Annotated in this window: 22 protein-coding genes and 1 riboswitch; of the genes, 17 read left to right on the forward strand and 5 right to left on the reverse strand. The window is 67.7% G+C overall.

From position 1 onward, the window contains the following. The first annotated feature begins 77 nt into the window (after positions 1–77). The 11 genes from dusB (at position 78) to J2Y49_RS07235 (ending at position 12,212) form a co-directional block, all read left to right on the forward strand. On the forward strand, positions 78–1,064 hold the full coding sequence (gene dusB, locus J2Y49_RS07185; RefSeq protein WP_310113632.1) for a tRNA dihydrouridine synthase DusB: 987 nt from the start codon (positions 78–80) through the stop codon (positions 1,062–1,064). Continuing rightward, positions 1,064–2,290: an ATP-binding protein gene (locus J2Y49_RS07190; protein ID WP_310113633.1), complete on the forward strand. Its 1,227-nt coding sequence runs from the start codon at positions 1,064–1,066 to the stop codon at positions 2,288–2,290. The genes dusB and J2Y49_RS07190 overlap by 1 nt, the downstream gene beginning before the upstream one ends. Then, the gene (gene ntrC / locus J2Y49_RS07195; protein WP_310113634.1) at positions 2,290–3,735 is read left to right on the forward strand and encodes a nitrogen regulation protein NR(I); all 1,446 of its coding nucleotides are present in this window, start codon (positions 2,290–2,292) and stop codon (positions 3,733–3,735) included. The genes J2Y49_RS07190 and ntrC overlap by 1 nt, the downstream gene beginning before the upstream one ends. A gap of 205 nt (positions 3,736–3,940) precedes the next feature. Further along, complete coding sequence (locus tag J2Y49_RS07200; protein WP_310113635.1) at positions 3,941–6,259, forward strand: PAS domain-containing sensor histidine kinase; 2,319 nt, start codon at positions 3,941–3,943, stop codon at positions 6,257–6,259. Continuing rightward, the gene (locus tag J2Y49_RS07205) at positions 6,249–7,649 is read left to right on the forward strand and encodes a sigma-54 dependent transcriptional regulator (RefSeq protein WP_310113637.1); all 1,401 of its coding nucleotides are present in this window, start codon (positions 6,249–6,251) and stop codon (positions 7,647–7,649) included. The genes J2Y49_RS07200 and J2Y49_RS07205 overlap by 11 nt, the downstream gene beginning before the upstream one ends. Before the next feature lie 165 nt (positions 7,650–7,814). Next, complete coding sequence (locus J2Y49_RS07210; RefSeq protein WP_310113639.1) at positions 7,815–8,543, forward strand: HAD family hydrolase; 729 nt, start codon at positions 7,815–7,817, stop codon at positions 8,541–8,543. Between the two features lie 63 nt (positions 8,544–8,606). After that, positions 8,607–8,855: an RNA chaperone Hfq gene (hfq, locus tag J2Y49_RS07215; RefSeq protein WP_012974114.1), complete on the forward strand. Its 249-nt coding sequence runs from the start codon at positions 8,607–8,609 to the stop codon at positions 8,853–8,855. Between the two features lie 52 nt (positions 8,856–8,907). Next, the gene (gene hflX, locus J2Y49_RS07220) at positions 8,908–10,176 is read left to right on the forward strand and encodes a GTPase HflX (protein ID WP_310114972.1); all 1,269 of its coding nucleotides are present in this window, start codon (positions 8,908–8,910) and stop codon (positions 10,174–10,176) included. Positions 10,177–10,372: 196 nt separating this feature from the next. Further along, positions 10,373–10,678 (forward strand): hypothetical protein, encoded by a 306-nt coding sequence (locus J2Y49_RS07225; RefSeq protein ID WP_194914752.1) that lies wholly within the window; start codon positions 10,373–10,375, stop codon positions 10,676–10,678. Positions 10,679–10,762: 84 nt separating this feature from the next. Then, positions 10,763–11,362 (forward strand): hypothetical protein, encoded by a 600-nt coding sequence (locus tag J2Y49_RS07230; RefSeq protein ID WP_310113644.1) that lies wholly within the window; start codon positions 10,763–10,765, stop codon positions 11,360–11,362. 37 nt (positions 11,363–11,399) lie between these two features. Then, the gene (locus J2Y49_RS07235; RefSeq protein WP_310113646.1) at positions 11,400–12,212 is read left to right on the forward strand and encodes an inositol monophosphatase family protein; all 813 of its coding nucleotides are present in this window, start codon (positions 11,400–11,402) and stop codon (positions 12,210–12,212) included. A gap of 34 nt (positions 12,213–12,246) precedes the next feature. Here the strand turns inward: J2Y49_RS07235 and J2Y49_RS07240 are convergent, their stop codons facing one another. The 4 genes from J2Y49_RS07240 to J2Y49_RS07255 form a co-directional block, all read right to left on the reverse strand. Then, positions 12,247–13,074, reverse strand: coding sequence for a universal stress protein (locus J2Y49_RS07240; RefSeq protein WP_310113648.1), 828 nt, complete (start codon positions 13,072–13,074; stop codon positions 12,247–12,249). A 107-nt stretch (positions 13,075–13,181) separates the two neighbouring features. Then, entirely contained in the window at positions 13,182–14,123 is a 942-nt protein-coding gene (locus tag J2Y49_RS07245) for an ABC transporter substrate-binding protein (protein ID WP_310113649.1), read from the reverse strand. A 15-nt stretch (positions 14,124–14,138) separates the two neighbouring features. After that, positions 14,139–14,906, reverse strand: a complete 768-nt coding sequence (locus J2Y49_RS07250; RefSeq protein WP_310113651.1) for an ABC transporter permease — start codon at positions 14,904–14,906, stop codon at positions 14,139–14,141. Continuing rightward, the gene (locus J2Y49_RS07255; RefSeq protein ID WP_310113652.1) at positions 14,903–15,655 is read right to left on the reverse strand and encodes an ABC transporter ATP-binding protein; all 753 of its coding nucleotides are present in this window, start codon (positions 15,653–15,655) and stop codon (positions 14,903–14,905) included. The genes J2Y49_RS07250 and J2Y49_RS07255 overlap by 4 nt, the downstream gene beginning before the upstream one ends. A gap of 26 nt (positions 15,656–15,681) precedes the next feature. Beyond that, positions 15,682–15,788: riboswitch (TPP riboswitch) on the reverse strand. An 80-nt stretch (positions 15,789–15,868) separates the two neighbouring features. On the opposite strand from J2Y49_RS07255, the gene J2Y49_RS07260 reads away from it, so the two are divergent. The 3 genes from J2Y49_RS07260 (at position 15,869) to J2Y49_RS07270 (ending at position 18,392) form a co-directional block, all read left to right on the forward strand. Next, positions 15,869–17,041, forward strand: coding sequence for an acetoin utilization protein AcuC (locus J2Y49_RS07260; RefSeq protein ID WP_310113654.1), 1,173 nt, complete (start codon positions 15,869–15,871; stop codon positions 17,039–17,041). A gap of 149 nt (positions 17,042–17,190) precedes the next feature. Next, positions 17,191–17,838 carry a hypothetical protein gene (locus J2Y49_RS07265; protein ID WP_310113656.1) on the forward strand — a complete coding sequence of 216 codons (648 nt, stop codon included), beginning with the start codon at positions 17,191–17,193 and terminating at the stop codon, positions 17,836–17,838. Continuing rightward, positions 17,835–18,392 carry a hypothetical protein gene (locus tag J2Y49_RS07270; protein WP_310113659.1) on the forward strand — a complete coding sequence of 186 codons (558 nt, stop codon included), beginning with the start codon at positions 17,835–17,837 and terminating at the stop codon, positions 18,390–18,392. Before J2Y49_RS07265 ends, J2Y49_RS07270 begins: the two co-directional genes overlap by 4 nt. A gap of 72 nt (positions 18,393–18,464) precedes the next feature. On the opposite strand, the gene J2Y49_RS07275 is transcribed toward J2Y49_RS07270, so the two are convergent. After that, a complete protein-coding gene (locus tag J2Y49_RS07275; protein ID WP_310113660.1) occupies positions 18,465–20,066 on the reverse strand; it encodes a hypothetical protein in 1,602 nt (533 codons plus the stop codon). 433 nt (positions 20,067–20,499) lie between these two features. Between J2Y49_RS07275 and J2Y49_RS07280 the strand changes: the two genes are divergently transcribed. From J2Y49_RS07280 to J2Y49_RS07290, 3 genes are all read left to right on the forward strand, one after another. After that, a complete protein-coding gene (locus J2Y49_RS07280) occupies positions 20,500–21,198 on the forward strand; it encodes a hypothetical protein (RefSeq protein ID WP_310113663.1) in 699 nt (232 codons plus the stop codon). Positions 21,199–21,403: 205 nt separating this feature from the next. After that, a complete protein-coding gene (locus J2Y49_RS07285) occupies positions 21,404–21,832 on the forward strand; it encodes a response regulator (RefSeq protein WP_310113665.1) in 429 nt (142 codons plus the stop codon). A gap of 304 nt (positions 21,833–22,136) precedes the next feature. Next, positions 22,137–22,643, forward strand: coding sequence for a single-stranded DNA-binding protein (locus tag J2Y49_RS07290; RefSeq protein WP_310113667.1), 507 nt, complete (start codon positions 22,137–22,139; stop codon positions 22,641–22,643). Positions 22,644–22,730: the final 87 nt, after the last annotated feature.

Consider the following 22,730-nt stretch of genomic DNA (forward strand, 5'->3'; position numbering starts at 1 on the left):
ACCGCGCCGTACCTGCGTGATAACTTGCTTAAAATGTTAGCACTTTGTTGTTTTGCCCATCAATCGGGCAGGTGAGAATGACCATACAAATCGGACCCATCACGCTCGCCGGACCGGTGATCCTGGCGCCCATGTCGGGTGTCTCCGACCTGCCGTTCCGCCGTCTGGTGAAGCGCGCGGGCTGCGGTCTCGTGGTGTCGGAGATGATCGCCAGCCAGGCGATGATCCGCGAGAACCGCCAGACCCTGCGCATGGTGGAGACCGAGCCCGAGGAATTCCCAATGGCCGTCCAACTCGCCGGCTGCGAGCCCGAGGTGATGGCCGAGGCGGCGAAGCTGAACGAGGACCGCGGCGCCGCGGTGGTCGACATCAATTTCGGCTGTCCGGTGAAGAAGGTGGTCAACGGCCATGCCGGCTCCTCCCTGATGCGGGACGAGGTGTTGGCCGGCCGCATCCTGGAGGCGGTGGTGAAGGCCGTCGGCATCCCGGTGACGCTGAAGATGCGGCTGGGCTGGGACGAGACCAGCCGCAACGCCCCGAACCTCGCCCGCATCGCCGAACAGTGCGGCATCAGGATGGTGACGGTCCATGGCCGCACCCGCATGCAGTTCTACACCGGCACCGCCGACTGGACCTACGTCCGCCAAGTGAAGGACGCGGTGTCGATCCCTGTCGTGGTCAACGGCGACATCACCAGCTTCGAGGCGGTGGACCAAGCCCTGGCCGAAAGCGGCGCCGACGGCGTGATGATCGGCCGCGGCAGCTACGGCCGCCCCTGGTTCCCGTCCCAGGTCATGCACTACCTGCGCACCGGCGAAAGGCTGCCCGATCCGCCGCTGCATGATCAGATGGACACGCTGCTGGAGCATTTCGACAGCATGCTGAGCCATTACGGCACGGACGGCGGCATCAAGGTCGCCCGCAAGCATGTGTCCTGGTATTCGACCGGACTGCGCGACTCCAACGAGTTCCGGCAGGAGGTCAACAGGCTGGGCGATCCCGAAGCGGTGCGTGACCGTATCCGTGCCTTTTACGAACCGGCAATCGAAAGGATGGCCGCCTGATGGACCCCGTACCCATGACCAGCCGCGGCACCGCCCCGGGCCAGCGTGGCCGCAACCGGTCGGGTGCCTCGCGGGCGCTGCGGCTGGACTCCCTGGTGGTGCTGAACAGCCTGCCCGATCCGGTGCTGGTGGTGGACGGCAACGGAGAGATCCGCTTCGTCAACCTGGAAGGGCAGGAGTTCTTCGACCTGTCCGCCAACGCCATGGAAGGCATGCCGCTGCCCGATCTGCTGCCGCCGGACAGCCCGGTGATGGGGCTGATCGAGCAAGTGCGCCGGGGTAGTCGCCGGGTGTCGCAGGATGGCGTCGTCATCGACACGCCCCGTATCGGCCCGCACCATGTGACGGTCCAGGTGGCGGCCATGGGCGATCCGCCCGACCATGTGGTGCTGACCATCCATGAGCGCTCGCTGGCCCGCAAGATCGACCATTCGCTGACCCATCGCCACGCCGCGCGCTCCGTCACCGCCATGGCGGCGATGCTGGCGCATGAGGTGAAGAACCCGCTGTCGGGCATCCGGGGCGCCGCCCAGCTGCTGGAGGAGAATGCCGGCGACCAGGACCGCGTGCTGACCCGCCTGATCTGCGACGAGGCCGACCGCATCGTGGCGCTGGTCAACCGGATGGAGGTGTTCTCCGACGAACGGCCGCTGGAGCGGGCCGCGGTGAACATCCACACGGTGCTGGAGCATGTGCGCAAGGTCGCCCAGAGCGGGTTTGCCCGAAAAATACGCTTTGTCGAGCGTTACGACCCGTCACTGCCTCCCGTTTACGGCAATCGCGACCAACTTGTGCAGGTTTTCCTGAATTTGATCAAAAATGCGGCAGAGGCTGCACCGGAATCAGGCGGCGAGATCACGCTGACCACCTCCTACCAGCATGGTGTGCGCATGGCCCTGCCGGGCGGCGACACGCGCAGGCATCTGCCGCTGCTGGTGACGGTTCAGGATAATGGCGACGGCATTCCCGAAGACCTGCAGTCGAACCTGTTCGATCCCTTCGTGACCAGCAAGGTCAACGGGACTGGCCTTGGTCTTGCATTGGTGGCGAAACTCATAGGCGATCATGGCGGAACCATCGAGTTCGACAGCCAGCCTCGCCGGACAGTCTTCAAGGTGTCGCTGCCGATGTACGATGATTCGAAATACGAAGACTCGAAACCTTCCGGGAATTCGAAGATTTCTGACGCTGGCTCGCAGTCCAAGGGCGGCCGGGGGAGTCGTTGATGAGCGCGGCGACCATTCTCATCGCGGATGACGACCGGGCCATCCGCACCGTCCTGACGCAAGCCCTCGCCCGCCTGGGCCACGAGGTGCGCACCACCGGCAACGCCGCGACCCTGTGGCGCTGGGTTGCGGACGGGCAGGGGGATCTGGTCATCACCGACGTGGTGATGCCGGACGAAAACGGCCTGGATCTGATCCCGCGCATCAAGAAGCTGCGGCCGGAATTGCGCGTCGTCGTGATGAGCGCGCAGAACACGCTGATCACCGCGGTGAAGGCGGCGGAACGCGGCGCCTTCGAATATCTGCCCAAGCCCTTCGACCTGAAGGAACTGGTGTCGGTCGTCGAGCGCGCGCTGAACGCCAACAACGCGCCTGCCGCCATGCCCGGCGGCGACCAGGAGAGCGAGGAGCAGCTTCCCCTGATCGGCCGTTCGCCGGCGATGCAGGAAATCTACCGGGTGCTGGCGCGCCTGATGGGCACCGACCTGACGGTGATGATCACCGGCGAGTCCGGCACCGGCAAGGAGCTGGTGGCCCGTGCTCTGCACGATTACGGCAAGCGGCGCAACGGCGCCTTCGTCGCCATCAACATGGCGGCCATCCCGCGCGAACTGATCGAATCCGAACTGTTCGGCCACGAGAAGGGAGCTTTCACCGGCGCCACCAACCGGTCGACCGGCCGGTTCGAGCAGGCGCAGGGCGGCACACTGTTCCTGGACGAGATCGGCGACATGCCGCTCGATGCCCAGACCCGCCTGCTGCGCGTTCTGCAGGAGGGCGAATACACCACGGTCGGCGGGCGCACCGCGATCAAGACCGACGTCCGCATCATCGCCGCCACCCACCGCGACCTGCGCACGCTGATCCGCCAGGGCCTCTTCCGCGAGGATCTGTTCTATCGCCTGTGCGTCGTGCCGATCCGCCTGCCGCCGCTGCGCGAGCGCACCGAAGACATTCCGCTGCTGGTCCGCCATTTCCTGAACATCGGCATCGCCCAAGGGCTCCCGGCCAAGAGCATCGATCAGGCGGCGATGGACCGGCTGAAGCGCTACCGCTGGCCGGGCAATGTGCGCGAACTGGAAAACCTCGTTCGCCGGCTGGCCGCCCTCTATTCGCAGGAGGTCATCGGCCTGGACGTGGTGGAGGCGGAGCTTGCCGACGCCACCCCTGCCTCCCAGCCGGTGGAGGAGCCGCAAAGCGAAGGGCTGTCTTCCGCGGTCGAACGCCATCTGAAGGACTATTTCGCCGCTCACAAGGACGGCATGCCGTCCAACGGCCTCTACGACCGCGTCCTGCGCGAGATCGAACGGCCGCTGATCTCGCTGAGCCTGTCGGCGACCCGCGGGAACCAGATCAAGGCCGCCCAGCTGCTGGGTCTGAACCGCAATACCCTGCGCAAGAAGATTCGCGATCTGGATATTCAGGTGATGCGCGGGATCAAGTAGCGGTCCCGCCACGCCGCCGCAACCCGTCCGTGCCAAAATTGTGACACAGGCTTGGCACGGACGGATGCGCATCTTACGGCGCACATCCGTCCCTGCAGCCCATATCGGCCGGCATATCGACGCCCTGTCCGAAAGACAGAGCCATTGCATCTTGGCAGGGCCGCAACAGAGGTGTATCTTTCCGGCAACAGATTAGCGCCGGAACATGCCCCTGACAACCGACACCCCTGCGGCCGGCCAGATGCCGGTTTGGCAGAAGTTCCTTCAATGGTCCCGGCGGGTCGGCCTGGGCAAGCGGCTGGCCTTTGCGCTGTCGCTGGCGGCTCTGGCCGCCGGCTTCGCCACCTACGCGGCGATGACCGAAAGCGCGCCCTTCGGGCAGGCCAATCCGCGCACGGTCACGCTTCTGCTGACGCTCGACCTTGCGATCCTGCTGACTCTGGGGGTGCTGATCGCCCGGCGCATCGTGGCGATCATGATCGGCCGGCGGCGCGGGCTTGCCGGCTCGCGGCTGCATACCCGGCTGGTCCTGGTGTTCAGCGTGCTGGCGGTGGCGCCCGCCATCATCATGACCGTCTTCTCCACCCTGTTCTTCTATGCCGGTGTGCAGAGCTGGTTCAGCGACCGCGTGCGCACGGCGGTGAACGAATCCCTGGTGGTCGCCAGCGCCTACCTGCACGAGCACCAGCAGAACATCCGCGCCGACGCGCTCGCCATGGCCAACGACCTGTCGCAGGAGGCGCGCTTCTCCAGCGATCCGCAGCGGTTCGAGCAGGTCGTCGCCACCCAGGCGATGCTGCGCGCCCTGTCGGAGGCCATCGTCTTCAACGGCACCACCGGCGCCATCGTCGCCCGCGTCGGCTACACCTTCACCCTTGAGTTCGAGCCGATCCCGGAGGAGAAGCTCCAGCAGGCCCGCAACGGCGAGGTCGCGCTGATCGTCAAGGAATCCGACGACCGCGTGCGCGCGCTGGTCAGCCTGGACCGGATGTCCGACACCTTCCTCTATGTCGGCCGCATGGTGGAACCGCGGGTCCTGCAGCACATGGCGGCGGCCGAGGGCGCGGTGAAGGAATACAGCGCGCTGGAGAACCAGCGCGGCAGTCTGCAGATCACCTTCACGCTGATCTTCCTCATGGTGGCAATGCTGCTGCTGCTGGCCGCGGTGTGGGCAGGCCTGAACTTCGCAACCCGGCTGGTCCGCCCGATCAGCGCGCTGATCGGCGCCGCCGAACGGGTGCGTGCCGGCGACCTCACCGTCCGCGTGTCGGAACCGCCAGGGGAGGACGAGTTCGTCCTGCTATCGCGCGCCTTCAACCGCATGACGACCGAGATCGAGGGGCAGCGGCGGGAGCTTCTGTCGACCAACCGCCTGCTGGACGAACGCCGCCGCTTCACCGAGACGGTGCTGTCGGGCGTGTCGGCGGGCGTGCTGGGCCTGGATGCCGACGGCGTCATCAACCTGCCGAACCTGTCCGCCGCGCGCCTGCTGGGCGAGGACGATCCGGAGCGGCTGGTCGGCCTCTCGCTGGTCGAACTGCTGCCGGACATGGGCGATCTGCTGGAGAACGCGCCGAAGAAGCCCGGCCGCGTCGTCCAGGACCAGATCCATGTCCGCCGCCCCGGCAAGCCGATGCTGACCCTGCTGGTCCGCATCGCCGCCGAGGTGCGGGACGGCAACGTGCGCGGCTATGTCGTTACCTTCGACGACATTACCGAACTGGTGTCGGCACAGCGCAAGGCGGCATGGGCCGACGTGGCGCGCCGGATCGCGCATGAGATCAAGAACCCGCTGACGCCGATCCAGCTGTCTGCCGAACGGCTGCGCCGCAAGTATCTGAAGGAGATCTCCAGCGATACGGAGGTCTTCACCATGTGCACCGACACCATCATCCGGCAGGTGGACGACATCCGCCGCATGGTGGACGAGTTCTCCGCCTTCGCGCGCATGCCGCAGCCGGTGATGAAGCCGGTCAACATCAACGATCTGGTTCGTCAGGCGGTCTTCCTGCAATCCAGCGCGCATACCGGCAGGATCCGGTTCGAGACGCGGCTGCCGGCGGGACCGCTGACGGTGGCCTGCGACAGCCGGCAGATCTCGCAGGCGCTGACCAACCTGCTGCAGAACGCGGCGGACGCCATCGAAGGGCGCGGCCAACCCGCCGACGGGTCGGAACTGTCGCCCGGCGAGGTGTCGATCGCGGTGGAGGACGACGGCGAGAAGGTCGTCGTCACCGTCGAGGACAACGGCAAGGGCCTTCCCGGCGGCGAGCAGCGCGACCGGCTGACCGAACCCTATGTGACGACGCGGGCCAAGGGCACCGGGCTTGGGCTCGCGATCGTCAAGAAGATCATGGAGGACCACGGCGGCGTGCTGACCCTGGAGGACCGCGAGGGCGGGACCGGGGCGCGCGTGACCCTGGTCGTTCCACACCCGGTTGCGGCCGCGAACGACGCGGGCGGCCGTAACGACAGGCCGGCGGAGACCGGCGGAGAGTTGAGGCACGAAGCCCATGGCGCATGACATTCTGATCGTCGACGACGAAGCTGATATCCGGATGCTGATCGCCGGCATCCTGAACGACGAAGGCATCAAGACCCGCGAGGCCGCCGACGCCGATCAGGCCTTCGCCCAGGTGGCGGCGCGCCGGCCGAGCCTTGTCGTGCTCGACATCTGGCTGCAGGGCAGCAGGCTGGACGGCCTGCAGATCCTGGAACAGCTGATGCGCGACCATGCGAACCTGCCGGTCATCATGATCTCCGGCCACGGCAACATCGAAACCGCGGTGCAGGCGATCAAGGTCGGCGCCTACGACTTCATCGAGAAGCCGTTCAAGGCCGACCGCCTTCTGCTGATGGTGGACCGCGCCATCGAGGCGGCGCGGCTGAAGCGCGAGAATCAGGAACTGAAGCTGCGCGCCGGCGGCGACGCCGAACTGATCGGCCGGTCCTCCGCGGTCAACCAGGTGCGCCAGTCGATCGACAAGGTTGCGCCCACCGGCAGCCGCGTGCTGATCTCCGGCCCGCCCGGCGCCGGCAAGGAGGTGGTCGCACGCCTGATCCACGCCCGCTCCCGCCGCGCCGGCGGTCCCTTCGTCGGGCTGAACTGCGCCACCATGCGGCCGGAACGGCTGGAGATGGAGCTGTTCGGCACCGAGGCCGGCGTCGACGGCCCCGGCCGCAAGATCGGCACCTTCGAGCAGGCCCATGGCGGCACGCTGCTGCTGGACGAGGTCGCCGACATGCCGCTGGAAACCCAGGGCAAGATCGTCCGCGCCCTGCAGGAACAGGTGTTCGAGCGCGTCGGCGGCGGCCAGCGGGTCGAGGTCGACGTGCGCGTCATCGCCACCTCCAACCGCGACCTGCAGGCGGAGATCGAGCAGGGCCGCTTCCGCCAGGACCTGTTCTACCGCCTGTCGGTGGTGCCGATCCGCGTGCCCTCGCTGGCCGAACGGCGGGAGGACATCCCAGTGCTGGCCCGGCATTTCATGCAGCGGTCCGCCGAGGCGTCCGGCCTGCCGATCCGTGAATTCGGCGAGGATGCGATGGCGGCGCTCCAGGCCTATGACTGGCCGGGCAATGTGCGCCAGCTGCGAAACGTGGTGGATTGGCTGCTGATCATGGCGCAGGGCGACGCGAAGGAACCGATCCGCGCCGACACCCTGCCGCCGGAAATCGGCGCCATCACGCCCACCGTCCTTAAATGGGACAAGGGCGGCGAGATCATGGGCCTGCCGCTGCGCGAGGCGCGCGAGGTGTTCGAGCGCGAATATCTGCTGGCCCAGGTCACCCGCTTCGGCGGCAACATCTCCCGCACCGCGTCCTTCGTCGGCATGGAGCGTTCCGCCCTTCACCGCAAGCTGAAGTCGCTGGGCGTCCATGGCAGCGAGAAGGGGAAGATGTTCATCGAGTGACGGAAAAGGAAGTTTACCCCCCACCCTAACCCTCCCCCGCTGGGCGGGGGAGGGAACTATCGCCGCCCCGACAAGCATGCGCCAATCTCCCTCCCTCGCCCAGCGGGGAGGGGCGGGGTGGGGGCAAGTGGCAGCCATAATCACCACACAATGAGAGTCCTCCCCTTGTCCGCCCCCATCACCCTGCCGCGCGCCGTCATCTATGACTGGGACAACACCCTGGTCAGCAACTGGGATACGGTGCGCGAGGCGCTGAACCATGCGCTGGTGTCCTTCGGACTTGCCCCCTGGAGTGCGGAGGAGGCGCGCGAGCGGATCAAGGCGTCGCTGCGCGACAGTTTCCCCCGGATCTTCGGCGACAGCTGGACCGAGGCGCGCGACCTGTTCTACGGCTATTTCGCCGCCCATCATCTGGACGGGCTGAAGCCGCTGCCCGGCGCAGAGACCCTGCTGCGGCATTTCCACGAGCGCGGCGTCTATCAGGCCGTCGTCTCCAACAAGAACGGCAGGTTCCTGCGGGCGGAGGCCGATGCGCTGGGCTGGACCCGCTATTTCGGCAAGCTGGTCGGCGCCCAGGATGCCGAGTTCGACAAGCCGCACCTCGCCCCGGTCCGGATGGCGCTGGAGCCGGCGGGGATCGAACCTGGGCCCGACGTCTGGTTTCTCGGCGATGCCGACATAGACATGGAATGCGCCCATGGCGCCGGTCTCGTTCCGGTGCTAATAGGGCTCGGCGAGGGGAGCGGCTTCGACCGTTTTCCTCCCGCCCATCGCCACACCGACTGTACGGCGCTGCAGAGCGTCCTGTGTGGCTTGGTGGATGGCAATGGTGATACCATATCCCTCCAAACGGCTGTCGAGACGGTACCTGCGCGCACCAAACCTACACCGTGAAACGGGGAGCGGACCGCCTTTAGACAAGGGGTCCCAAGAACATTGAAGAAGGGGGCATGAAAAATGTCTGAAAAAAGCCAGAACGTGCAGGATGTGTTTCTGAACCACGTCCGCAAGAACAAGACTCCCGTAACCGTCTTTCTCGTGAACGGCGTGAAACTCCAGGGCATCATTACTTGGTTCGACAACTTCTCGGTACTGCTGCGGCGCGACGCGCACTCCCAGCTCGTTTACAAGCACGCAATCTCGACGGTCATGCCGGCCCATCCCATTCAACTTTTCGAGCCGCCCAAGGAAGGTGAAAGCGTCTGATCCCTTGACCAATGGTAACGGCGCGGCCCCGGAAGGCGCCGCGCGGGCCATCGTGGTCCACCCCGTCCTCCGCAACGAGGCGGACGGGGACTTGCGCCCTCCCGAATCACGGCTTGAGGAGGCGATCGGTCTTGCCCAGGCGATTCAGCTGGATGTCATCCATGCCGAATGCGCCAAGGTGAACCGGCCGCAGCCTTCGACCCTGCTCGGCTCCGGCACGGTGGAGCATCTGGCACAGGTGGTGGAGGAGAACGAGGCGACGCTGGTCATCCTCGACCATGCCCTGTCGCCGGTGCAGCAGCGCAACCTCGAACGGGCATTGAAGGCCAAGGTCATCGACCGGACCGGCCTCATCCTGGAGATCTTCGGCGCCCGCGCCCGCACGCGGGAAGGCATGCTGCAGGTCGAACTGGCGTCGCTGACCTACCAGAAGTCGCGGCTCGTCCGCTCCTGGACCCACCTGGAACGGCAGCGCGGCGGCTTCGGCTTCCTCGGCGGCCCCGGCGAATCCCAGCTCGAACTCGACCGGCGCCTGATCGGCGACCGGATCATCAAGATCAAGAAGGAACTGGAGGAGGTGCGGCGTACCCGCGGTCTGCACCGCAAGGCGCGCGCCAAGGTGCCGTACCCGGTGGTGGCGCTGGTCGGCTACACCAACGCCGGCAAGTCGACGCTGTTCAACCGGCTGGCGAATGCCGACGTCTTCGCCCAGAACCTGCTGTTCGCCACGCTGGACCCGACCATGCGGCAGGTGACCCTGCCGTCCGGGCGCAAGGTGATCCTGTCCGACACCGTCGGCTTCATCTCCGACCTGCCGCACGGCCTCGTCGCCGCCTTCCGCGCCACGCTGGAGGAGGTGGACGCCGCCGACATCATCCTGCATGTCCGCGACATTGCCCACATCGACAGCGACGCCCAGAAAGCTGACGTCCATGAGGTGCTGTCCGACATGGACATCGATCCGGAAACGGACGACCGGGTGATCGAGGTGCTGAACAAGATCGACGCGCTGGACGGCGAAAGCCGTGCGGCGATCCTGGCCCAGACCAGCCGCAACCCGCGTGCGGTTGCGGTATCCGCCCTGTCCGGCGAGGGAATCGACGATCTCGACCGCCTGCTGGATCAGCGGATGAACGTCAACCGGCAGGTGGTCGACCTGTCGGTCGAGTTGGGCGACGGTGCGGCGCTCGCCTGGCTCTATGCCAAGGGCGAGGTTCTGGAACGCCGGGACGACGAGGAGCGGGCGCATCTGCACGTCTCCCTCGACCCGGCCGACCTCGCACGGTTCGAGAAGCGGTTCCAGCCGCACTCCCAAGCCTGACGGTACGGCACGGCCAGTGCAGCGAGGCAACCTTAAGCGGTGCCCCGCTGCACTGGCCAAACGGAATGGGTGCAACGATCGGCTATGACCTGTTGCACCCTACTCCGGTCTTACGACGAATGCGGCGTGGTCATTTCCCCGTTGGGGTCCGATTATGGGAACGGAGCAACGCGCTCCCCCAGGAGGAGGACTGCCAATGCGGTTGCAAACCGACCCGTCGTGTTTTTCGATCACGGCTTTCCTCGCCGATCAGGTCGCTCTCGTGGCGCGTGAAGAGAAATTGCCGCCGGGTGCGGCGCTGCTGCGGTTGCAGGAGTTGTCGCGCACCCCCGAAGGACGTGCCAAGCTGATCCGCCTGATCGACGCTGCCGCGCAGCGGGAGCCGAATGCCGACGAGGCCGCGAAGATCGCCGCGATCTGCCGCGAACTTTCGGCCTGGGGCTATGGCGAGGGGCGGCGGTCCGCCGGTTTCCCCGAAGGGAACCACCGCGCCGCCGCATGATGGTGAATTGACACACGCTTGATGGATGACTGCGCGGGTGATGGCGGGCCATAATGGGCCGTTCGCCATCGCCGCGGTCTTGTCGTGCTCCGTTGCTCCTCCCGTTCCGTCCTGACCGGTGCCGGTCGCCTGCTGCCGGCCTTGCCGGTGCTTCTGGCGCTCGCCCTGCCGTCTGCGGCGGAGCCCTTGCGGCCCGGAACGCCCCTTCCGCCCGGCTATGTCGAAGAGCCGGAGGTCCCGCCGGAAGACCCGCTTCCGCCCCCGCCGCAACCGCTTCCCCTCGCCCCCGACGAACCGCTGGTCATCGCACCGGATGCCGTCGAATTGCTGAAGGAGTGCAAGCAGCCGGCCTTCACCGACTGTTTCCGCCTCTGGCAGCCGCCGCCTCCACCGCCGGAGCCCGAGAAGGAAACCGCCGGCCCCCCGCCAACTCCACCACCGCCGCCCCGGATCGACCCCAATGCGCCGCGTCAACCGGCGCAGGGCGGTCCGGTGCCGCCGCCATCGCCCGATCAGGCCAAGGAGGCCGCGGCTGCAGCAGCGGACCGCGCCACGCTCGACGCGCTGTCGAAGGCGCTGAAGGACAGCGGACTGGACGGCAAGGTGCTGCTGACCAACCCCGGCGGCGGCGATCCGACATTGAAGCTGGACAGCCATCCGGCCAAGCCGTCGGCAAGGCCGTGACGGCCCAACACCTCGAATACAGTGAGAGCGTCCAACCATGACGGGTTTCCCGCTTCCCGACATCGACCGCGTGTCCGACCTGATCCGATCCGTCGCCCGGACGGAGATCATGCCTTACTTCCAGAAGCTGGACGCCTCCGGCATCCGGCAGAAGACCGGGCCGACCGACCTCGTCACCCTGGCGGATGAAGCGGCGGAACGCGCGCTGACCCCCGCGCTGTCGGCCCTGCTGCCCGGCAGCCGCGTGATCGGCGAGGAGGCGGCGTCGGAGGACGAGCGCGTGCTCGACCGCATCCACGGTGACGATCCGGTCTGGATCATCGACCCGGTGGACGGCACCATCAACTTCGCCCAGGGCCGGCCGATGTTCGCGGTGATCGTGGCGCTCGCCTGCAAGGGCGAGACGGTCGCCGGCTGGATCCACGACCCGGTGGACGGGCGGATGGCCACGGCGGTGAAAGGGCAGGGGGCATGGCTCGACGGACGCCAAGTCCATGTCGCGCCGGCGGTGCCGCTGCCGCAGATGGTCGGCGCGCTGTCCACCCGTTTCTGCGCCGAAGAGATGAGCCGGCAGTTGGAGGAGCGGAGCGCGGGGCTCGGCGAGCGCGCCTGCCTGTCGAGCGCCGCGCAGGAGTATCTCCGCCTGCTGGAGGGGCGGGCGCATTACTCGCTCTACCACCGCCTGATGCCGTGGGACCACGCGGCCGGGGTGCTTCTGCACGCCGAGGCCGGCGGCTATTCGGCGCTAATCGACGGCACGCCCTATCGGCCGGGGCTGCTGAACGGCAGCATCCTGCTGGCGCCCGACCGGGCCAGTTGGCAGGCGCTACATGGGCAGCTGTTCGGGTGAGTGCTGAGAGGGGGAGTTTTGCCCCCTCCCCCTCTCAATGCGTCATCAGCGCCGGCAGCGTCAGCTCCTCCAGCACCGTGCGCGTGGCGCCGCCCAGGACCAGTTCGCGCAGGCGGGAGTGGCCGTAGGCACCCATCACCAGCAGGTCGGCACCCTGATCAGTGCAGCAGGACAGGATCATCTCGCCGACCTCGCCACCAGACGCGATGACCGATTGCGGGCGGGCGGCGATGCCGTGGCGGTGCAGCCAGTCGACCAGCGCGGCCGCCTCGTCGCTGCGTTGGCCGGGCGGTTCCACCGTCAGGACGGTGACGGATTGCGCCGTCTCCAGAAAGGGCATGGCGGCGCGGACGGCGCGGGCCGATTCGCGGCTGTTCTTCCAGGCGACCAGCACATGCCGGCCGATGGCCGCGGTCGCCGGCTGGCCCGGTGGCAGGACCAGCACCGGGGTGGCGGTCTCCAGGGGCAGGCGGTCGGGGATGTTGTGCAGGGACACGCGCTCCCCCGCCCGGACTGCCGCCGATTGCGCCACCACGACCAGATCGGCGTAGGAAGCCCGTTCGGCCAGCAATTCGACGTGATCGCCTTCCTCGACCGTCCAGTCAAAGGACAAGCCGCTCAGCGCCTGCCGCGTCTCCCGCTCAATCCGCTCGGCATTCTCGTGGGCGATGGCGGTGGCTTCCGCCATGAAGACGTATGACGCAGCCCGGCCGGTGGCGCCCGCCGGCATCGAGACCGGGGTGGCGACATAGAGCGCTTGGACATGGGCGGAGAATTGCTTGGCCAGCGCTGCGGCAACGGCCATCCGGCCGGCGTGGGCGTCGTCGTTGGCCATGTGCAGCAGGATGGTCTTGATCGGCATACCCTTGCGTCTCCCGATTTATGCCACCGCCGATCATTGGGCGGCGGAGCGGTTTTCCTCTAGGTAACGCGCCGCCGGCCCGGAAGGCAATCTCGTCAAGCCGCGGATTACTTCACCACCACCGCATACTGGTCGACCGGCGCCACCTCCTTGATCAGGCCGCGCACCTTCAGGAACTCTGCGAAGCGGGTGTAGCGCTCGGCATCCAGGGCGGCCGGGCTGTGGGAGAAGCGCGGCAGCGTGTCGGCCCAGGCGCGGCGGTTCAGTTCGTCGTTCAACTCCGGCCGGCCCTTGACGAAGGCGGCCTGCGAGTCTTCCGGATGGTTCAGGATGTAGAGCGTGGCGCGCTCCACCGCCGCCAGGAAGCGCTTGAAGCGCGGGTCGTTCGCCTTGGCCTTGTGGGCGACCAGGATCAGCTCGTCATAGGGCGGCACGCCTTCCTCCTCCGGGTAGAAGGCACGGCCGGGCTGCTTCTCGATCTCCAGCTGGTTCAACTCGAAATTCCGGAAGGCGCCGACCACCGCATCGACCTGCCCCGACAGCAGCGACGGCGACAGCGAGAAGTTGACGTTCACCAGTTCCACGTCCTTCAGGCTCAGCCCGTGCTTCTCCAGCATGGCGCCGAGAAGAGCATCCTCGAACCCGGCGATGGAGAAGCCGATCTTGCGGCCCTTCAGGTCCTTCAGCGTCTTCACCGGCCCGTCGCGCAGCACGACGACGGAGTTCAGCGGAGTCGAGACCAGCGTGCCGACACGGACCAGCGGCAACCCTTCAGCCACCTGCAGGATCAGTTGCGGCTGGTAGGACACGGCGAGGTCGGTGCCGCCGGCGGCGACCAGCTTCGGCGGGTCGTTGGGGTCGGCCGGGGCGGTCAGCGTCACCTCCAGCCCGGCGTCCTTGAAGAATCCCTTCTCCTGCGCCACCACCAGCGGGGCGTGGTCAGGGTTGACGAACCAGTCCAGCATCACGGACAGCTTGTCCTGGGCCAATGCCGGAAGCGCGGTCATCAGGCCGGCCGCCATCAGGCCGGCGGCGAACAGGTGCTTCATCGGGTTTTCTCCCCCTCAAGGATTGGCGTCTTCGGCCGGTTGCGTATCGGGTTGCCAGGGCAGGGCACGCCGGGCCAGCGCGTTGACGGCGGCATAGAGCGTGACCGCGAACAGCCCCAGCACCAGCACGGCGGCGAACAGAAGGTCAATCTGCATGCGGGCGTTGGCGTGCAGCATCAGGTAGCCGAGGCCGGAGGACGACCCGACCCACTCGCCGATCACCGCGCCGATGGGCGCCACCGCCGCAGCCACCCGCACGCCGGACCAGAAGGCGGGCAGGGCGGCCGGCAGTCGGATGTTCCACAGGATCGCGGCGGGCGAGGCGCCCATGGTGCGGGCAAGATCGAGCCAGCCGGGATCGGTGCGGCGCAGCCCATCGAACAGCGCGGTCGTCACCGGGAAATAAATGACCAGCACGGCCATGGCGATCTTGGACGCCATGCCGTAGCCCAGCCAAAGCACCAGCAGCGGCGCCAGCGCGAAGACCGGGATCGCCTGGCTGACCAGCAGCAGCGGCATCAGCCAGCGCCGCGCGGTGCGGAAGCGCGCCAGCAGCAAAGCGCTCACACTGCCCAGAGCGACGCCGGCCACCAGCCCGATCAGGATCTCGGTCAGGGTGGTCAGCCCATGGCTCCACAGCAGGGGCGCCTGCCGTCGCATGGCATCGGCCACGGCGAGCGGGCCGGGCAGCAGGTAGCGCGGCAGGCCGGTGGCCCAGACCAGAGCCTGCCAGCCGGCGACCAGCACGGAGAGCGTGACCAGGGCGCGCAGCAACGCCCTCATTCGGCCAGCCTCCGCAGCAGCTCCGCCTGCAGCGCCAGCAATCCGGGATCGTCGACCCGGCGCGGCACCGGACCGGACGGTTCCAGCGCCGGCCCCATGATCGCGGGACGGCCGGTCATCACATGCAGGCGGTCGCCGATGCGCAGCGCTTCCAGCGGATCGTGGGTGACCATCAGCACGGTGCGGCCGGCCAGCGTTTCCGCCGCCGTCTCCTGCAGCCGAAGCCGCGTGATGGCGTCGAGCGCGGAGAAGGGCTCGTCCATCAGGACCAGCGGCTTGTCCTCCATCAGCGTGCGGGCCAGCGCCACCCGCTGCCGCTGCCCGCCGGACAGGGCAGCCGGTCGGTCGCGCTCCCGCCCCGCCAAACCGACGCGGTCGAGCAGAGCACGGGCACGCTCCACCCGTGCAGAATCGGGACGGCGATGGCGCAGCCGGTCGCCCAGCAGGACGTTGTCCAGAACGGTGAGCCAGGGCAGCAGCAGATCCTGCTGCGCCATGTAGGCGATGCGGCCGGCGAGCGGCAGCCCGTCGCCGGTGGTGACTGAGGTCGGAGGCTCGGGTTCGGCCAGCCCGGCTAGGATGCGCAGCAACGTGGTCTTGCCGACGCCGCTCGGCCCAAGCAGGCAGGTGGTTCGCCCTGCCGGCAGATCCAGCGTCAGGTCGGAGAACAGCAGCGTGCCGCCATAGGTCAGCCTGGCGCGCGAGACGGTCACCGAAAGCGGCGTCATCGCGAGCATGGGCGCGAGCATGGCGGGAGTGCGAAGAGGAAGCGCGTACGGTCTGGCATCACTGATCCCTACGCCGGCATGAACCGGATCAGGTTCCAGGGGTCGTTCCGCAACGGAACCTCTCAGCCGCCCATCGGCTCCCCCCAGTGAAGGCGGCGACTATAGGCGCGGACGATCCGTGACCGCAAGCATTGCCGCAGGCCCTCCCGGAGTGCGGAAGCTGCGGGGTGCCGCTTGACCGGCGCGCGGCACCGCCTAGTTTGTGGCGGGACCGATGGAGATCATCCCCTGACCACGCCTCTCCGCACCCCTCTGTTCATCGGCGGCGAGATCTATCGCGGCTCGACCTATGGCCCGAAGCATCCGCTGGCGATCCCGCGCGTATCGACCGCCATCGACCTCAGCCGCGCCATGGGGTGGCTGGCGGAGGAGGTCTATCTCGACACCCATGTGGCGAGCGAACGCGAACTGGCCCGCTTCCACACCGCAGACTACATCGCCGCGCTGAAGCGGGCGGAGGCGGAGCAGCGGGTGGACGAGGCGACGGCGGCCCGCCACAATCTCGGCAAGCTGGAGAATCCGGTCTTCGCCGAGATGTTCCGGCGGCCGGCCCACAGCAGCGGGTCGGCCCTGCAGGCGGCGCGGATCCTGGGCGACCGGCCGGCCGGGCTGGTCTATGCCCCTGCCGCCGGCACCCACCATGCGCGGCGCGACCGGGCCAGCGGCTTCTGCTATTTCAACGCGCCGGTTCTGGGCATTCTCGAACTGCTCGACCATGGGCTGGAGCGGGTTCTCTATGTCGATCTCGACGCCCACCATGGCGACGGGGTGGAGGAGGCCTTCGCCGACGACGACCGGGTGCTGACCGTCTCCATCCACGAGGACGGGCGGTGGCCCTACACCGGCAAGGCGGAGGATCGGGCCGGCGGCATGGCCCGCAACCTCCCGGTCCCGTCGGGCTTCAACGACAGCGAGATGGAGCATGTGATGGAGGCGGCGGTCCTACCGCTGGCCCGCGCCTTCCGTCCGCAGGCGATGGTGATCCAGACCGGCGCCGACGCCCTGGCCGAAGATCCCCTGAGCCGGCTGGAGCTGTCCAACCACGCGCTGTGGGAGGCGGTGGCCGCCCTGCTGCCGCTGGCGCCGCGGGTGCTGGTGGTCGGCGGCGGCGGTTATAACCCCTGGTCGGTCGGGCGCTGCTGGGCCGGCATCTGGGCGGTGATGAACGGGATCGACCCTGCCGTGCCGCCGACGGCGGAGGCGGAAGCGGTGCTGCGCGCCCTCACCTGGAACCGCGCCGCCGGCCGCAACCCGCCGGAGCACTGGTTCACCACCCTGGCGGACGAACGCCGGCCGGGGCCGGTGCGCGACGCGGTGAAGCGGGTGGCGGAGATGGCGGCATCCTGACTCATTTCTGACGAATTTGGAGCGAAGCCGCGACGATTCGTTGACGGGGTTGGATTGTTTGTTGATCCTCGAAGTTCCGCACCGGTGCCGATCGCGCCGATTCCGGCAGGTCGCATGGTGCGGGTTTCGGGAGGAGAACGGGCGGGCGGATGTCGAACACGACGCTGTTCCTGATCGCCATCGTCATCATCATGCTGGCCGCCGTCCCGGTCGCCATGATGCTGAAGGATTTCCTGCCGAACATCCTGGAAAAGAGCAGCGGTCTGGAGCAGATCGAGAACCGCGTCTATGTGCTGCATGCCGAGGCGCACGAGCTTCAGAACCGCGTCAATCAACTGGTCCAGCGCCGCAACAGCCAGTCTTCCGAACGCCACCGTCTGGAAACCGACATCCGCAAGGCGGAAAAGCAGATCAGGGATCTGGCGGAACAGCCGCCGCTGTTCGTGCATGAGGTCGGCGATCCGCAGGCCGGCCTGATGAAGTTCGTCGCGACCGTTACGCAGGAAAAGGCATCGGCCGCAGCCAGAGCCGCCGGTGACCGGGGGCCGGTCAACCCCATCTGGCGCTGCGCAAACGTGGCGGAGGTGTGGGCGTCGAGCTTCGACGAGGCCAAGCAGATGGTCGACGTCGCCTTTCCCTTCAAACTGGGCTTCCAGAAGTCGTTCATGCGCGGCGATGCGCGGGCCGGCGGCGTGAAGGGGGGGGTGAAGGGCGGTGTGCCCCAGCCCCCGGCGACGGCGCGGGCCAAGTCCGCTTCCGCCATATCCGGTGCCGTCACGTCCGGCGCCGCGACATGATGATCAACTTCATCATCATCCTGGGGATCATCGCCATCGGCGCATGGCTCGGCAACGTGCTGCTGTCGGTGGAACAGAGGGTGTCGCAGGCCCGGCAGCGCGTCCGCGGCGTCCGCGGCACGCTGGACAAGCTGGACGCGACGATCCACCGCCTGCACCGGGAGGAGGAGAACCTCCATGGCGAGATCGAAGAGTTGGTCCGCGACATGGTGGAACTGCGCAAGAAGCAGGTCGAGGTGCATCAGCGCCTGACCGAGGCGCAGAACCGCCGCCGTCCGCAAATCCTGATCCTGACTGACCGCCGCAACCCCGGCGACAAGGAATGGCTGGTCACCATGGTGAACCAGCAGATCGGCGAGATCGACGCCGCCCACCCGCTGGCCGTCGAATGGGCGCGCGGGCGGGATTATCTGGTCTGGGCGGAATCGGAACGCGAGGCCGCCGAACGCGCCAGTCGCCGGTTCAGCGCAAGGCCCGGCTATCAGGTGAAGTCGGTGGCGGCGGTGAAGGAAGACCTCTACAGCGCAAGCGCCGCCCGCAACGCGGCGGCCTGACCGGCAAAGAGAAAGCCCTTCTCCCGCGGGGGAAGAAGGGCTTCGAAGAGCAGGTCGGTTGGCCGGTAAGGTTCAGCGCGCCTTGGCGGTCGCCGGGGTCTGGCGGAAGGCGTCGTGCAGGTAGGGCGACAGCGCCTGACGCATGTTGCGCAGCCATTCATGGATGATGATCAGCGAGCGGGAGGCGACGGGCGGGGTCATGCCCAGCTTCACCAGATCCTCGCGGGTCATCGTCGCCACCTGATCGATCCGGTGCCCGGTCAGGCGGGCCCAGGCGGGGGCGGTGCAGGGCGACATAGAGATGACCTGCAGCCCCTCGCGCTCCACCATCTCCGCCTTGCGGCGGGCGTACTGGCTGTCCTCGAGCTGCGAGAAGGGACCGGAGAAGCCGTTCTCAACCAGGACGCGCTTGGCCTTCGGCGCGATGGTCGCCACCCGCTCCAGCGTGGTCATGCCGGTGGACAGCGAGGCGAGATCGACGGTCACCGGCACCATGAAGGTCAGCCGCTCGCCGTCGCCGACGTAATAGTCGAAGCCCGACACCTCGGCCCAGTTGAAGAACCACTGCGAGATGTTGCCGCCGAAATCATACAGGCGGCCGCCGCGCTGCAGCTCCGGCCCGATCAGGTCCCAGAACTCGTAGAAGCCGTCGCCGGACCCCATCATGTTCATGAAGTCCTGGGTGATGCGGCGGTGTTCGACCACGTCCGGGCCGAACAGGCGGGCGAGTCGCTCGTTCACCTCGTACTCGACGACCTTCAGCTGCAGGCCTTCCAGCATGGCGGTCGCCATCAGGTGATGGGACAGCAGCGTCTTGCCGACGCCGCCGCGGTCATTGAGGACGAAGATCGTGCCCAGCATGCGATCGCCTTTCCAGTGTACGTTTGTTGAGTCGTCTTGGAGCATCGGGGGGGACATCAAGGAGCCGGTGTTCTGCGCGGCCGCCGTGGACGTCGGTTGGGGAGCCGGCCGCGGGGCCGGCTCGGGTGTCGGTTCCGGTACAGGTTCGGGGGCCGGAGCCTCTTCCGCTTCGTCTTCCGCTTCGCTCTCTACAGCGGCTTCCGGTTCCGGGGCACCGGCCTCCGCGCCCGTTCCGGCGTCCGCCGCCGGTTGATCCTCGGCCTCCTTCGCCGCCGGCGCCAGCAGGCTCGGGGCAGGGGAGGCGGGTTCGGAAACGGGTTCGGGGACGGAGTCAGCCGATTCCATGTCGGCTTCAGGCGTCTTCGCCGGCGGCGGGACGGGAGCAGCGTCGACGGACACCGCGGCGGCCTCGTCGGCATGATCGGAGTCGCCGATCGAGGAGGTCTCAGTGGTCTCGGCGGTCTCTTCGTCCTCGCCCACCAGCCCGGCCGACAGGGCGGCCTCGTGGACGGCGGCCAGCGTTTCCGCCGGCATGGCCGCGGCGGCACCGCCATGGTCTTCGGCCGCCTCACCGCGTCCTTCGTTCCCGACGAGGAAGAAGGCGGAGCGCAGGGTTACCGGCGAAATCGGCTGGCTGTCGCGGGCGGTGATGCCCAGCTTCGCCAGCAGATCGGAGATTTCGGCCCAGGACAGACCGCGTTCGCGCATCAGCCCGATATCGGCATAGCTTTCGCGCACCGCCTGCATGGCGCTGCGGTTGCCAGCCGGGCGATCGGCAAGGAGCCGTTCAAGTTCCGAGCGGTCGATCGACACCGTATGGGATTCCGGCAAGATGAAATGGCGGCGGGGAGGCGCCCGGACGTTGGATCACAAGGAATCCATTCCCCTGGGGCCGAAAAAATAGTACAAGCGGCCATCACGCGCAAACGGTTTCCAAACGACATCAACGGCGCTAAACATCGCTCTCCGACCGGGGGCGCCGGCCGTGACGTACGGCAACTTCGCCGACGCTCCGGCAGACCGTGCCATGACGTTGGCTTTTGGAACCGCCGTCCGGTTGCGCGGTTTGCAATACGGACGTCCGGCGGTTTTCGCCGCGACGTGTGTTTTCACTGGGCTGGGCTTGGAACCGGGGTTGGGCAGGATGCCTCACGATTTTGGTTCATCACGGGACCGGCGATCCGCATCCGCCCTGGGGGCGGGAATCGGCTTCCACGAATTGCGGCAAGCCTGCGAGATCTCTGCGTTGCGCGAAGATCTGGAACGGCTGGCCCACGAGGCCGGCGCGTTGCGTGACGGCGTGGAACAGGCGGTGGAGGATGTCCGCGACCGGTTCGCCGCCTTGAGTGCGGAGGAAATGGCCGATCCCATGGTCCTGGCCCCACTGCTGCAACTTGCGGTAACCACCTTGTTGGAGATCCGCGAGCAGGCGCGGCAGCTCAACACCCGCACCGGCCCGCTGGCCGACGACGAGCGCCCCTCCTGGCTGGGGGCGGCGGAGGCGCCACGCCTGCGCCCGTCCGCGCCGCCGCCCGCCTGGGGCGAGGCGTGGGGCGAGGAAACGCCGCCGTACCGCCCCCAACCCGTAGCCCCCGTTCCGCCATCCGACCAGCCGGCCGCCTCACCGGGCGACCTGCCGGCCCGGCCGGCGCAAAAGGCATTGGTGGCACCGGCCGCGCCGGCTCCGGCGGCCGAGCCGTTCCGTTCGGCAGCGGGCCCATCCACACTGCCCCCCGCCGCCCCGATCTCGCCCTTCTCGCCTGCCCAGCCGCCGGCAGCCTCATCCGCGGCACCCACCCTGCCTGCCGATGCCCAGGCCGCCTGGCTCTCCGGCGAGCCCGCTCCGCCGCCACCGCCGTCAAGGGCGGCGACGGCGCGCAGCAATGGAACCTGCAGACCACCTTCGCCCGGCGGCATCGACTGGCTCGGTCCGGCAGGACGCTGACCTTCTGTCCGGCATTACTGCTGCCGTCCGAGGCTCTCCAACTCAAGGTGATGTGTTTCTGCACCGATCGGCGAAAAAGGTCAGATCCTGAACGATTGATCTTGCAAATTCGGGGTGGTGTAGTACAAACGGCGTAGTGGTGAACGCAATTTTACCAAAATTCGCCGCTTGTCGCTCAACGCCATGTTTCCCGGAGGTCGGTCGCATGCTCAGGATCGACGCCATCGCCAAACCGCAGTCAACCTACCGCACCCGCGCACCCGGCCAACCATTGCGCGTGATGGTGGTGGAGCATGACGAGACAGCCGCCGATGCCCTGGCGGTGGTGGTCGGCGACCTCGGCCATACCGTCTGCGGTGTCGCCCGGACCGAGGCGGAAGCAGCGGATTTCGCTCTGCGCGAAAGGCCGGATCTGGCGCTGCTCGACGTCCGGCTCGGCGGCGGCGACGGCATCGCGGCGGCCCGCCAGCTGAACCTGGACCATGGCCTGCGCTGCATCTTCCTGTCCGGCAACAGCGACCACGGCACCATGGCCCGCATCACCGAGACCTATCCGCTCGGCGTCGTCCACAGGCCCTTCTCCCATGCCCAGCTGAAAGTGGCTCTCGATCTGGCGGCGCGGCGTCTGCGCTGACCGGAAACCGGCGCTACTTCGAAGGAAACGGTTTTCCGGCACCTGCCGCTCTGCTATATTTGTTCATGGAGTGTTCTGGTCCGGAACGGCAGGGCGAGTGCGCCGGGCCGGGTATAGCCAGTGCATTTCCGACGGCGGTTGACCGGCGTCGGTCCCTCGTGCTTCGTTGCGCGGGACCGGGGGGATGGTCGCCATTGAACAGCCGGCCCTGCGAATGGGAACCCTCGGCATCTGGGTGCCTCCGCCGGGCATCCTGACGGGTCGGCATGGATGCTGGGACACTCGCGCTTAGGAGCAACGAGCGATGAATGTTTGGACGTTTACGGGACGCCTGGGCGCGGACGGCGAATTGCGCACGACCCAGAGCGGCGAGAAGGTGCTGGGTTTCCGCGTCGCCAATGACGTCGGTTTCGGCGATCGCAAGACGACCCAATGGGTCGATTGCTCCATCTGGGGCCGCCGCGCCGAGTCGCTCGCTCCGCACCTGACCAAGGGCAAGAGCGTCGTCGTGTCGGGCGAGGTGACCCTGCGCGAATACGAGAAGCGCGACGGCACCCGCGGCGCCGGCCTGTCGGTCCGCGTGGCCGAAATCGACTTCACCGGCGGCGCCCGTGAAGAGGGCGGCGGCAGCTTCGGCGGCGGTGGCGGCGGTGGTTACGAATCGCGTGGCGGCGGAAGCGGCGGTGGAAGCGGCGGCTATGGTGGTGGCGGCGGCGGCGGCGGCAACTACGGCGGCGGTTCGTCGGGTGGCCGCAGCGGCGGCGGCGCTCCGCCCCGTCACGAGGACCTCGACGACGAAATCCCGTTCTGAGGCTGAACGCCCCAACGGTACACCTCATCGGCCGGATGCCTGTCATCCGGCCGATGTCGTTTTTGGGAAGCGGGAACTGTCCCGCGG

This window comes from Azospirillum sp. BE72 (assembly GCF_031455875.1).
In the GTDB taxonomy this organism is placed as follows: domain Bacteria; phylum Pseudomonadota; class Alphaproteobacteria; order Azospirillales; family Azospirillaceae; genus Azospirillum.

Coding starts and splice junctions, on each gene's coding strand:
- dusB (WP_310113632.1), top strand. CDS start 78: ATGACCATACAAATCGGACCCATCACGCTCGCCGGACCGGTGATCCTG.
- J2Y49_RS07190 (WP_310113633.1), top strand. CDS start 1,064: ATGGACCCCGTACCCATGACCAGCCGCGGCACCGCCCCGGGCCAGCGT.
- ntrC (WP_310113634.1), top strand. CDS start 2,290: ATGAGCGCGGCGACCATTCTCATCGCGGATGACGACCGGGCCATCCGC.
- J2Y49_RS07200 (WP_310113635.1), top strand. CDS start 3,941: ATGCCCCTGACAACCGACACCCCTGCGGCCGGCCAGATGCCGGTTTGG.
- J2Y49_RS07205 (WP_310113637.1), top strand. CDS start 6,249: ATGGCGCATGACATTCTGATCGTCGACGACGAAGCTGATATCCGGATG.
- hfq (WP_012974114.1), top strand. CDS start 8,607: ATGTCTGAAAAAAGCCAGAACGTGCAGGATGTGTTTCTGAACCACGTC.
- J2Y49_RS07225 (WP_194914752.1), top strand. CDS start 10,373: ATGCGGTTGCAAACCGACCCGTCGTGTTTTTCGATCACGGCTTTCCTC.
- J2Y49_RS07235 (WP_310113646.1), top strand. CDS start 11,400: ATGACGGGTTTCCCGCTTCCCGACATCGACCGCGTGTCCGACCTGATC.
- J2Y49_RS07240 (WP_310113648.1), bottom strand. CDS start 13,074: ATGCCGATCAAGACCATCCTGCTGCACATGGCCAACGACGACGCCCAC.
- J2Y49_RS07245 (WP_310113649.1), bottom strand. CDS start 14,123: ATGAAGCACCTGTTCGCCGCCGGCCTGATGGCGGCCGGCCTGATGACC.
- J2Y49_RS07250 (WP_310113651.1), bottom strand. CDS start 14,906: ATGAGGGCGTTGCTGCGCGCCCTGGTCACGCTCTCCGTGCTGGTCGCC.
- J2Y49_RS07255 (WP_310113652.1), bottom strand. CDS start 15,655: ATGCTCGCGCCCATGCTCGCGATGACGCCGCTTTCGGTGACCGTCTCG.
- J2Y49_RS07265 (WP_310113656.1), top strand. CDS start 17,191: ATGTCGAACACGACGCTGTTCCTGATCGCCATCGTCATCATCATGCTG.
- J2Y49_RS07270 (WP_310113659.1), top strand. CDS start 17,835: ATGATGATCAACTTCATCATCATCCTGGGGATCATCGCCATCGGCGCA.
- J2Y49_RS07285 (WP_310113665.1), top strand. CDS start 21,404: ATGCTCAGGATCGACGCCATCGCCAAACCGCAGTCAACCTACCGCACC.
- J2Y49_RS07290 (WP_310113667.1), top strand. CDS start 22,137: ATGAATGTTTGGACGTTTACGGGACGCCTGGGCGCGGACGGCGAATTG.